We start from the raw sequence: 10,679 nt of genomic DNA on the forward strand, positions 1-10,679 counted from the left end.
TTCTCGATCCAAGGCAGATTCATTACTTTCGGATGCTGGCGTAAGTACCAGATATCTGCCTTGTTGCCCGCCAGACGGGTACAGTGGATACGGCTTTGCTGGCCGGCACCGATACCGATGGCCTGTCCGTCCTTAACGTAGCAGACTGAGTTGCTCTGCGTATATTTCAGTGTGATAAGGGCGATGATCAGGTCGCGTTTCGCTTCGTCTGGGAAATTTTTGTTCAGGGTCGGGATGTTGGTTAGCAGGTTTTCGTCTAATTTGATCTCGTTACGTCCCTGTTCGAATGTGATGCCGAAAACATCTTTGTGTTCGATAGGAGCGGGGCAGTAGTCTGGATCGATTTTGATGATATTATAAGTGCCTTTCCGTTTATTTTTCAAGATTTCAAGCGCTTCCAACGTATAATCGGGAGCAATGACGCCATCGGAAACTTCGCGGTTGATGAGGCGTGCAGTCGCTTCGTCGCATATGTCGCTGAGTGCGATGAAGTCGCCGTAGGACGACATACGGTCGGCACCGCGGGCGCGAGCATAGGCGGTTGCAAGCGGAGTGAGTGGAAGATCGTCCACAAAATAGATTTTCTTCAACGTATCGTTCATCTCGATACCCACGGCGGCCCCTGCCGGACTTACGTGCTTGAAGGAAGCGGCGGCGGGCAGTCCAGTTGCTTCTTTCAGTTCTTTTACTAATTGCCAACTGTTGAAAGCATCCAGGAAGTTGATATATCCGGGACGTCCGTTCAAGACTTCTATGGGCAGCTCCCCTTGCTGCATGAAAATGCGCGACGGCTTCTGGTTGGGGTTACAGCCGTACTTGAGTTCTAATTCTTTTGCCATTGTTTTAGTGTTTTTGTAGTTTACATGAATAACCGTTTATATTCCCCTTCGAAGTTGGGTGTGAAAATTCCTTTTCCCATATTTTCGAGGATTTCGGAAGGAGACCAGAAACGTCCACCGTCCAGTTCGGAAGGGTCAGGGATGATCGGACCGTCGTAAGTGGTACGGTAGGTGTTGACTAACTCTTTTTCTATAGCCGATTCGAATACATAACGGGTGATGAATTGCGGGATGAAATCTGTTATCCCCAATTCTTCCCGTACTTCCCGGTGAAGGGCATCTTCGACCGTTTCTCCGTAGTCAATATGCCCCCCCACTGCAGTATCCCATTTACCGGGTTGGATATCTTTGTTTATCGAACGCTTTTGTAGGTAGAGGTCACCTGCTTTATTGAAAATATGCAGGTGCACTACCGGATGTAACATTTTCGATCCGCTATGGCACTCCTTACGGGTTGCTTTTCCTATTGTCTCTCCCTTTTCATCGACCAAAGGAAACCATTCTTCTTTCATTGATTTTAGATTAATTATTAAACCCCATTTTGTTTTAAAATACTTTGTAGTTCTTTATTAATTATGTTTTCACGTGCTGATTTATCGTAAAGAAAGTGTAAACCAATTTGTCGGTTTAATCCTTTCCGATTCCACTGATCACCTTCACTAATTCCTCATCTGACAATCCTTCACCATAGGTGGCGTAATCCATGCGGAAAGTACAACCATCTTTATATTCGGAACAGCCGTAAGCCGTTTTTCCACGCAGGATGCTACCTTTCTTACAGATCGGGCATACTGGCTTTACGGGAACGGTTGTTGATTCCGGTTGACCGGCAGTCTTTTCCTTCTTGGCACGCGGTTTGCGCGTTTTTTTCCCTTTCGGCTCCTTTTCGGCTTGGGGCTTCTCCGGAGCAGCCTGCTCGATTGTGATGGTGCGTCCGGTCTGGTCGGAGAGGACGTTGATCACTACTTGATGGACCATCAGCTTAAGCTCTTCCAAAAAAGTACGGGCTTCGTAGGTGCCCCGTTCGATTTGTCGTAGTTTCTTTTCCCAAAGACCGGTCAGTTCGGCGCTTTTCAGCAGCTCTTCCTGTATCGTGTCGATGAGTTCCACACCGGTAGCTGTAGGAAACAGGTTCTTGCGTTCCTTGCGGATATAATTGCGTTTGAATAAAGTCTCGATGATGGCGGCGCGGGTGGAAGGACGGCCTATACCGTTTTCCTTCAATGCGTCTCTCAATTCGTCATTGTCCACAAGTTTACCGGCTGTTTCCATGGCGCGGAGCAATGTCGCTTCGGTGTAGGGTTTGGGCGGCTGTGTCCATTTTTCGCCTAATGTCGGTTTGTGGGGGCCACTTTCTCCTTTTACGAAATCCGGCAGTACGCCTTCTTCATCTGACGGTTCGGCGTCCGAGTCTTTCTGCTCTGCTCCGAACACAACGCGCCATCCCGGTTTCAGTATCTGTTTGCCTGTTACCTTGAAATCTACTTTGTCGACTTTACCCAATACCGTAGTAGTCGAGATTTCGCAGTCTGGGTAAAAAGCTGCGATGAAACGGCGGACCACCAGGTCGTACACCTTCCGTTCGTTGTCCGTCAGGTTACGTGCTGGTACACCGGTTGGGATGATGGCATGGTGGTCCGTCACCTTCGAGTTGTCGAATACACGTTTGTCTTTCCGTATTTTCGCTTTCAACAGCGAGGCCGTCAGGTCGATATAGTCAACCAGGCCGTTAAGTGTGTTGGGAACTTTAGGATAGATATCGTCACTTAGAAAAGTGGTGTCGACACGCGGGTAGGTTGTCACTTTCTTTTCGTATAGCGACTGGATCAGCTTCAACGTATCGTCAGCCGTGAAAGCAAATTTCTTATTACATTCCACCTGCAACGAAGTCAGGTCGAAAAGGCGGGGAGCATATTCCTTCCCTTTCTTTTCTGATATGTCGGTGACGGTGAATTCTTTTTGCCGGACTATTTCCAGGAAAGCTTCCCCTTCCTCTTTCTTCGTGAATTTGCCTTTGGTAACCGAGAAAGTAGTGTTTCGGTAAACTGTTTTCAGTTCCCAATAAGGTTCCGGCTTAAAGTTGTCTATTTCGGCTTGTCGGTTTACGATGAGTGCAAGGGTAGGTGTCTGTACTCGTCCGATGGAAAGCACTTGCCGATTTTGTCCGTAGCGAAGCGTATAAAGGCGCGTTGCGTTCATCCCTAACAGCCAGTCACCGATGGCACGGGAAAGACCGGCTTCGTATAACTTGGTGAAGTCGGACTGTTCTTTCAAATGTTGAAAACCTTCGCGGATCGCTTCTTCTGTCAACGAAGATATCCATAGGCGGTAGACCGGGCATTTACAGCCAGCCTTTTGCATCACCCAACGCTGGATCAGTTCTCCTTCCTGGCCGGCATCTCCGCAGTTGATAACCATTTCGGCATTCTGCATCAGTTCTTCGATTGTTTTGAATTGCTGTTCGTATGTCGGATTGCTGATCAGCTTGATCCCGAATCGAGGCGGGATCATTGGGAGGGAAGCTAGACTCCATCGTTTCCAGTTCTCTGAATAATCATTGGGCTCTTTGAGAGTGCACAGATGTCCGAAAGTCCAGGTTACCTGATACCCGTTTCCTTCAATATACCCGTTCATCTTTTTGGTTGCCCCGAGAACTTCTGCAATTTCGCGTGCTACACTGGGCTTTTCAGCTATACATACCTTCATCCGTAAAACACTCTTTTTTGAAATACAAGGACAAAAATACGCTTTTCAAGCGGTTTTTACATTTTTTAGTTGCAAAATAGTTGCAAAAAAGTTCAAAGACCTGTGTAGTTGATAGCAACCGTATTTCTTTTTTATTTGCTGACCTTTTCCGTAACAGGGACGCCAGTATCGGTTGTTATGCCTTGCAGTTCCACGTATTCCACATTTAGCGGATTGTTGGGGCTGGCCTTGACATACAAAGATTGTAGGATAGCCTGCCGGTTGTCTATCTTGACATGGCAGACGAAGTGATCTCCCTCCCTACAGATCGTCAGTTTCTTTTCCGGATAAGCCGTTAGGGTAATCGTGCAAGTATGTTCTGCTATTGAAACCACTTTGTAACCGTAGGCCATCTTTTTTTGTATGAAACTTAGTCCGTTAGTTTTTCCCGGTTCCATTTCTCGGTTCAGCCAGTAAACTTTTATGGGTTCTTTGGTGTCTAGTTTGCCATTGGTTTGGTTGGCATCATAACAGACGAGGTTGCGGTTCAAGCTACGTGCAATGTGGAAAAGACGGTCCGGTGTCGGATATGTGGAGTTTGGGTCGGTATCTCGGCTGTGTGCATAAGCGTGAATGGAAATGCTCCATAACAGGGAATATAGCAATGATAGTCTTGCCATAAAGTGGATGATGTTGTTCATGATCGTTTGTTTTATGGTATGAAGTCATTAAATAAGTTGTTCCACAAGTGTGAGCTGGACGACTCACAGCTGTGGAACGATTTGTTGTTACCAGATTGTATCTTGGAAAGCGGTGTATTGAACTGTATTATTCGATATTCTTCCTGATCTTGGTCAGGTATTCTTTCATTCTTTCCGAATCTTTGTTTTTGATAATTTCCTGCAAGATATCCAGTTCCTCTTGGATGCGTGCGATCTGATGAGGTGTGCGCGGGTTGAAAAGGATTTCCGTCAATAGATAGTCGTCTTCGGAAAGCAGGCCTCTGGCTATCTTCATGTGACGTTTGAAAGTTGTACCCGGAGCATCCTGGTGTTTCATCGTGGCAGCGAATACCATTGTGGATGCAAACGGAATACCGAGCGAATAAGCCACGACTTTGTCATGTTCTTCGAAAGTATATTCGCAGATATGTAGGCGCAGGCTGGAATAGATATCTTTGAAGAATATTTTTCCCAGATGATCCCCTTCGGAGATAATGATCGTATTTTCTTTCTCCAGTTGTCCCAAATTGGCGAATGTCGGACCAAACATCGGGTGGGTAGAAACATACGGGAAGCCACATGTTTCGTAAAATTCTTTCAGGTGTGTCTTGACCGATGCGATATCCGAGATGATACAGTATGGCTGCAGGTAAGGCATGACACTCTTGAATGCTTCGATCGTATAGCTTAGTGTCACGCAATTGATGACTAATTCGGGTTTGAATTCGGCAACTTCTTCCGGCTTCTGTAGGCGAAGGGCGTTGTATATGAAACGCATCCGTTTCGGATCGCTCTCAAGTACGGCTACTTCATGTTCAAAACTAAGTAAATCGGTGAAGAAAGATCCCATCTTCCCTGCACCCAATATCAATATTTTCATTATCAGTAATTGTTTAATGTATTAATGTGTCCATAATAATGTGCCAATGTACCAATTAAAGAGAATGTCCCATTGGCAAATTGGCATATTAGCTCATTGGCACATTATTATTATTGTTCATTCATGATGATCATCTGCTGGCGGACGGATTCTTCATGGATTTCTTTCAAGATTTCTTTTACAAAGTCCGTACTCAAATCCATCTGTTCACCCATATTGGAACGCTTTTCCAGAATTTCGCTGTAGCGCGGTGATTGCAGGATTGGCATATTGTGCTCTTTTTTGTACACGCCGATCTCGCGGGAGATACGCATACGTTTAGCCAGCAGTTCCAGTAGTTGTTCGTCGATACCATCGATCTGGCGGCGGAGTTCAGCCAAGTTTTCCGTTGTCTGGTTGGAGTCGCGGATAACCAATAAATTCAGAACGTAATCCAATACATCCGGTGTGATCTGCTGTGAAGCGTCGCTCCAAGCGCAATCGGGGTTGCAATGCGATTCGATGATCAAACCATCGAAACTCAAGTCCATAGCCTGCTGGCAGAGAGGAGCGATCAGTTCGCGTTTGCCTCCGATATGGCTCGGATCACAGAAAATAGGCAGGTTCGGCATGCGGCGACGAAGTTCGATGGGGATATGCCAGAGCGGGAGGTTGCGGTACATCTTCTTATCATAAGAGCTGAAACCGCGATGGATGGCTCCCAGACGACGGATACCGGCACCATAGAGACGCTGGAAAGCTCCGATCCACAGTTCCAAATCCGGATTGACCGGGTTCTTGATCAAGACAGGAACATCTACTCCTTTCAGTGCATCGGCGATCTCCTGTACGGCGAACGGATTAACCGTTGTACGGGCTCCGATCCACAACACGTCGATCCCTGCTTTCAATGCTTCGAAAACATGGTCTTTCGTTGCCACTTCGGTAGCCACATACATACCTGTTTCCTTTTTTACCCGTTTCAACCATTGCAAGCCTTCTGCACCAATTCCTTCGAATCCACCCGGTTTGGTACGAGGTTTCCAGATTCCTGCGCGGAACAACTTGATGCCTTTGTCTGCGATTCCTCTGGCCGTTTCCATTACTTGCTCTTCTGTCTCAGCGCTACACGGACCGGCGATTACAATAGGACGTTGCGGGTCTATACCGGGTAACATGATTGATTCTAATTCCATTTCCATGACTGTATGATGATTTGTAATTTATGATTTATAGTTTATGATTTATGATTTGAGAATATGATTGGATGGTGATACATAAATCATAAACTATAAATCATAAATCTTTTTTATTCTCTTCAAAGCTTCTTCCAATGTCTCGTTTTTACAGCAGAGCGAGATACGGATGTAACGTTCGCCCAGGTTGCCAAAGATAAATCCCGGCGTTAGAAATACGTTGGCTTCGTACAGGACTCTGTCGGCTATTGCTTCGCTGCCTTCTGCTCCGGCTGGGATTTTCCCCCAAAGGAACATACCTACCTGCTTTTCGTCGTATTCGCATCCCAACGTGTGCATGATTTGTCCGGCGAGATCACGGCGACTGCGGTATACACGGTTCATATTGTCATACCATTCCTTCGGTGCGCTCAATGCTTCGACGGCCGCATATTGCATCGGCTTGAACTGTCCGGAATCGATATTGCTTTTTACTTTCAGGACCCACTGTACGAATTGGGCATTGGAAGCGAGCATTGCCATACGCCAGCCTGGCATATTGTGCGCTTTACTCATGGAGTTCATTTCTATACAGATGTCTTTGGCTCCCGGTACGGTCAGGATGCTTAACGGATGTTCGTTCAGAATGAAACTATACGGGTTGTCGTTGCAAATGATGATTCCGTGCTTCTTTCCGAAAGCGACCAGTTTTTCGTACAGTTCCATGCTGGCATTAGCTCCTGTCGGCATATTGGGGTAGTTGGTCCACATCAGTTTGACGTTCGAGAGATCCATTTTTTCCAGTTCTTCGAAGTCCGGTTGCCAGCCTAATTCTTCTTTCAGTTTGTAAGGGATCAGATTGGCTTCAACCAGTTTGCTAACCGAACTATAGGTCGGATAGCCGGGGTTGGGAACCAGCACGCCATCGCCCGGATTCAAGAATGCCAGCGATATGTGCAGGATTCCCTCTTTGGAACCGATCAGCGGTTGGATCTCTGTTTTCGGATCAAGATCCACGTCATACCATTTCTTATACCAATCGGCGAATCCTTTACGCAGTTCAGGAATACCTACATACGGCTGATAACCATGTTCGTTCGGCTTACGAGCATGTTCACACAATGTCTCGATTGTCTGTTCCGAAGGGGGAAGATCGGGACTGCCAATGCCGAGGTTGATCACATTTTTACCAGCGGCGTTCATTTCGGCTACTTCTTTCAGTTTCCTGGAAAAGTAGTATTCCTGTACGCTACCTACGCGATTAGCGGGGGTAATGTTATACACTTTGTTTTCCTTCTGCATATTCACCTAATATTTTTAAGTCTTTTGTCAATGGTCTGATAGCATCCAATGCCTGTTTGTAGCGCAGGTAGTCCGTAAATGTCAGATTGATATAGAACAGATATTCCCATTCGCGGCCGATGATTGGCAAGGATTGTATTTTAGAAAGATTCATGTCGTAGAAGGAAAGGACGGAGAGAACTTTGGAGAGGCTGCCGGCTGTGTGGGGGAGAGCGAAAACGACCGACGCTTTGTTTTTGTCTTCACCTTTGAGCATCTCGTCTGCCGTCCATTGGTCGGCTATTGCCAAAAAGCGGGTGAAGTTTCGTTTGTTTGTCTCGATCCCTTCGGCAAGGACTTCCATGTTGTAGATCTGGGCGGCCAGTTTCCCACAGATGGCGGCGTGTCCCTTCAGTTGGTTTTCCGAAATCCACCGGGCGCTCATGGCGGTATCTTCCTTCTCGACCACTTTTGCGTTAGGTAGCGTATCGAGGAAATCGGTACATTGCATTAGGGCGATCGGGTGAGAGTTGACTTCTTTGACATCGTGGATATTGGTCCCTGGAAGTGCAACCAACGAGTGGGATATGCGCAGTTTGTATTCGCCGATAACTTGCAAACCGCTTTCACGGATCAACTCATGGTTTTGCAACAAGCTGCCTGCAATCGTATTTTCGATCGCCATCATTCCCAAAATGGAAGGATCTTTCTTGATGGTCGAAATAACATCTCTGAATGTGTTGCAACCGATAATTTCAATCTCTTCACCTTCGAAATAATTACGGGCGGCTATATCGTGATACGAACCGGCTATTCCCTGGATTGCTACTTTCTTTTTCATCTTCTCTTTATCTATTATTTTTCAATTCTCAATTTTCAATAACAAAAAAGTCCCACCGAAACCGGCAGGACTTCATATTTTGTTATTGATATATACATTCATTCATCAATGCTTTACATACAAACTCCTGCCTTCACTCTGCTAAAGTAAAAGTAATAAAAGTAATATGTAAAGCTAAATCGATTCATTTTGTCTCTTTGTTTTTAAATACGCAGCAAAAGTAACGCTTTTTTGGAAACTACAAGCATAAAGTGATATTTTTTTTCATCGCATCCGAAATATTTATTTCGTCAGGGGTGTTTTTTAGCCAGATAGACATGAATCGGTCATGTGTTTAAATTGCCGACTTTCCAAATTTTGCTGTCCTATGAAAGACAATTCCGTTTCAGACCACTCGCAACCCCGCTTGCAGTGTACGCATTTCTTTTGGAACAGATTTTCGGATGCTTTCGATCAGAATACCGGCGACCGAATGCCGGATAAAATCTTTACGGGTTACCCAGACGATTTCACGTGCCGGTTTGGGGATAGCAAACGGGCGTACCAGTTCTTTTTGCTGTTCGCTTAACTGATAGGTAGCCAGTTCCGGAATAAAAGTGACGCCGTTGCCGCTTTCAACCATACGCATAAAAGTCTCCAGACTTCCCAGACGATAGGCTGCCTGACGGAGTTTGACCTTTTCCATTTGGCAAAAACGCATCAGCTGATCGCGGAAACAATGTCCTTCATCCAGCAACCAAAGACGTTCGTCGCTGATATCGGCGGAGCGGACCATCTCTTTCTTGAACACGCTTTCGTTACGGGCTATGTAAGCATAAAACTGTTCGTAGTATAGGATGTCTCCCTGTAGCTGCACCTCCGTCGGTTGGTTCGCGATGATGGCAGCATCTATTTCGCCGTTTAGGAGGGCTTTCGTTGTAGGAGCCGTTTGCATTTCCAGAATGCGGATATCCAGATCAGGATGCTTCTCCGATACTTGCTGGAAAAAGCGGGGAAGCAGATAAGGAGCAATCGTCGGTAACACGGCGAGACGGAACGTACCTTTCAAAGATTGCTCTTCTTCGTTTACGATATCTTTAATCAGAGAAGTCTGGTAGAGGACTACACGTGCCTGATCGATCACCTTACGGCCGGCAGGGGTAGGGCAGACCGGCTGGATATTGCGGTCGAAAAGTTTCACGCCCAGTTCATCTTCCAGTTTCTGGATCATCATGCTTAATGTCGGTTGAGTTACGCGGCAATGTTCTGCAGCTTTGGCAAAATGGCGGTATGTGTCTACAGCCAGGATGTATTCGAGTTGTTGTATATTCATAAATATTCTTTGTTTGTTGTTACGGACTCTGTATTGATAATTTTTACGAAGGTAGGAAAAAATCATGAAATGCAATGCGAAACATATATGATTCGATTTCAAAACATATATGTTTCGTGTTCAAAGCATATATGTTTTGAAAGCAAAAGCAGGCAGGTATGGAATATTTGTGTAAAAGTGTCATTCCGACGAATGCTGTGTCTTCGGTATCGGACTGGTAATCCGTTCTGCCGGAAGTGTGATAGAGTATATCTATTTGTGTATAAAAATTATCTGTTTGACAGGTACTTATATCTGATGTATCTTTGCAGTACAAGAAAAACGAAAAGTATAACAATTAAAAAGTAAAGTATTATGAAGACATTAGATTATATCCATTTGGATGCAGTTGCTGCAGGTAAAGTAGTTGAAGCATTACAACAGTTATTAGCCGATTATCAGGTATTCTATACAAACCTTCGCGGTTTCCATTGGAACATTAAGGGACACGGTTTCTTTGTTCTCCACAGCAAGTTCGAAGATATGTATAACGATGCCGCTGAAAAGGTAGATGAACTGGCTGAGCGTATCCTGATGTTAGGTGGTGTTCCGGTTAACAAATTCAGTGAATATCTGAAAGTTGCCAAAGTAAAGGAGGTGTCGGGCGTATCTTGTGCAGACGAAGCGTTGGAAAACGTTCTGGACACTTACGGCCAGTTTATTGCCGAAGAACGTAAATTACTTTCTTTGGCTTCCGAATCCGGAGACGAGGCGACAGTAGCATTGATGAGCGATTACCTGAAGGAACAGGAAAAATTGGTTTGGATGTTAGTGGCTTACTCTTCTTGCGACTGTAAGAAATAATAAGAGTGTAAGTAATTAATAATTTATTCGTTGCGTTTGGAAAGAAGGTGTGTCAAAATTCTCACCTTCTTTTTTTATGCCCAAAGCCCCGACTTTCACAAGCTGGGGCTTTGTTATAACCT

At 45.5% G+C, this 10,679-nt stretch carries 10 protein-coding genes; 1 reads left to right on the plus strand and 9 read right to left on the minus strand.

All coding sequences use genetic code 11. From position 1 onward, the window contains the following. The 9 genes from BHV83_RS10050 to BHV83_RS10090 all read right to left on the minus strand — a co-directional run. The coding region (locus tag BHV83_RS10050; protein ID WP_286757462.1) for a phosphoribosylaminoimidazolecarboxamide formyltransferase at positions 1–839 on the minus strand (839 nt) is incomplete at its 3' end. Positions 840–859: 20 nt separating this feature from the next. Next, positions 860–1,351 (minus strand): NUDIX hydrolase, encoded by a 492-nt coding sequence (locus tag BHV83_RS10055; RefSeq protein WP_286757463.1) that lies wholly within the window; start codon positions 1,349–1,351, stop codon positions 860–862. A gap of 115 nt (positions 1,352–1,466) precedes the next feature. Beyond that, on the minus strand, positions 1,467–3,545 hold the full coding sequence (locus BHV83_RS10060) for a DNA topoisomerase 3 (RefSeq protein WP_122204733.1): 2,079 nt from the start codon (positions 3,543–3,545) through the stop codon (positions 1,467–1,469). Between the two features lie 131 nt (positions 3,546–3,676). After that, positions 3,677–4,225 (minus strand): DUF4833 domain-containing protein, encoded by a 549-nt coding sequence (locus BHV83_RS10065; RefSeq protein WP_046451950.1) that lies wholly within the window; start codon positions 4,223–4,225, stop codon positions 3,677–3,679. Between the two features lie 127 nt (positions 4,226–4,352). Further along, the gene (locus tag BHV83_RS10070; protein ID WP_005638691.1) at positions 4,353–5,126 is read right to left on the minus strand and encodes a prephenate dehydrogenase; all 774 of its coding nucleotides are present in this window, start codon (positions 5,124–5,126) and stop codon (positions 4,353–4,355) included. Positions 5,127–5,236: 110 nt separating this feature from the next. Further along, positions 5,237–6,307, minus strand: a complete 1,071-nt coding sequence (locus BHV83_RS10075) for a bifunctional 3-deoxy-7-phosphoheptulonate synthase/chorismate mutase type II (protein WP_005638688.1) — start codon at positions 6,305–6,307, stop codon at positions 5,237–5,239. Positions 6,308–6,394: 87 nt separating this feature from the next. Beyond that, the gene (locus BHV83_RS10080; RefSeq protein ID WP_286757464.1) at positions 6,395–7,582 is read right to left on the minus strand and encodes a pyridoxal phosphate-dependent aminotransferase; all 1,188 of its coding nucleotides are present in this window, start codon (positions 7,580–7,582) and stop codon (positions 6,395–6,397) included. Beyond that, complete coding sequence (locus tag BHV83_RS10085) at positions 7,557–8,402, minus strand: prephenate dehydratase (protein WP_286757465.1); 846 nt, start codon at positions 8,400–8,402, stop codon at positions 7,557–7,559. Before BHV83_RS10085 ends, BHV83_RS10080 begins: the two co-directional genes overlap by 26 nt. A gap of 385 nt (positions 8,403–8,787) precedes the next feature. Continuing rightward, positions 8,788–9,714 carry a hydrogen peroxide-inducible genes activator gene (locus BHV83_RS10090; RefSeq protein WP_286757466.1) on the minus strand — a complete coding sequence of 309 codons (927 nt, stop codon included), beginning with the start codon at positions 9,712–9,714 and terminating at the stop codon, positions 8,788–8,790. Positions 9,715–10,068: 354 nt separating this feature from the next. Between BHV83_RS10090 and BHV83_RS10095 the strand changes: the two genes are divergently transcribed. Continuing rightward, a complete protein-coding gene (locus BHV83_RS10095; protein WP_005638674.1) occupies positions 10,069–10,557 on the plus strand; it encodes a Dps family protein in 489 nt (162 codons plus the stop codon). The last annotated feature ends 122 nt before the right edge of the window (positions 10,558–10,679 follow it).

The sequence above is a fragment of the Parabacteroides sp. merdae-related_45_40 genome, from assembly GCF_001915675.1.

What these genes read in the sequence shown, in the direction of transcription:
- BHV83_RS10055 (WP_286757463.1), bottom strand. Translation starts at nt 1,351, where the DNA reads ATGAAAGAAGAATGGTTTCCTTTGGTCGATGAAAAGGGAGAGACAATA.
- BHV83_RS10060 (WP_122204733.1), bottom strand. Translation starts at nt 3,545, where the DNA reads ATGAAGGTATGTATAGCTGAAAAGCCCAGTGTAGCACGCGAAATTGCA.
- BHV83_RS10065 (WP_046451950.1), bottom strand. Translation starts at nt 4,225, where the DNA reads ATGAACAACATCATCCACTTTATGGCAAGACTATCATTGCTATATTCC.
- BHV83_RS10070 (WP_005638691.1), bottom strand. Translation starts at nt 5,126, where the DNA reads ATGAAAATATTGATATTGGGTGCAGGGAAGATGGGATCTTTCTTCACC.
- BHV83_RS10075 (WP_005638688.1), bottom strand. Translation starts at nt 6,307, where the DNA reads ATGGAAATGGAATTAGAATCAATCATGTTACCCGGTATAGACCCGCAA.
- BHV83_RS10080 (WP_286757464.1), bottom strand. Translation starts at nt 7,582, where the DNA reads ATGCAGAAGGAAAACAAAGTGTATAACATTACCCCCGCTAATCGCGTA.
- BHV83_RS10085 (WP_286757465.1), bottom strand. Translation starts at nt 8,402, where the DNA reads ATGAAAAAGAAAGTAGCAATCCAGGGAATAGCCGGTTCGTATCACGAT.
- BHV83_RS10090 (WP_286757466.1), bottom strand. Translation starts at nt 9,714, where the DNA reads ATGAATATACAACAACTCGAATACATCCTGGCTGTAGACACATACCGC.
- BHV83_RS10095 (WP_005638674.1), top strand. Translation starts at nt 10,069, where the DNA reads ATGAAGACATTAGATTATATCCATTTGGATGCAGTTGCTGCAGGTAAA.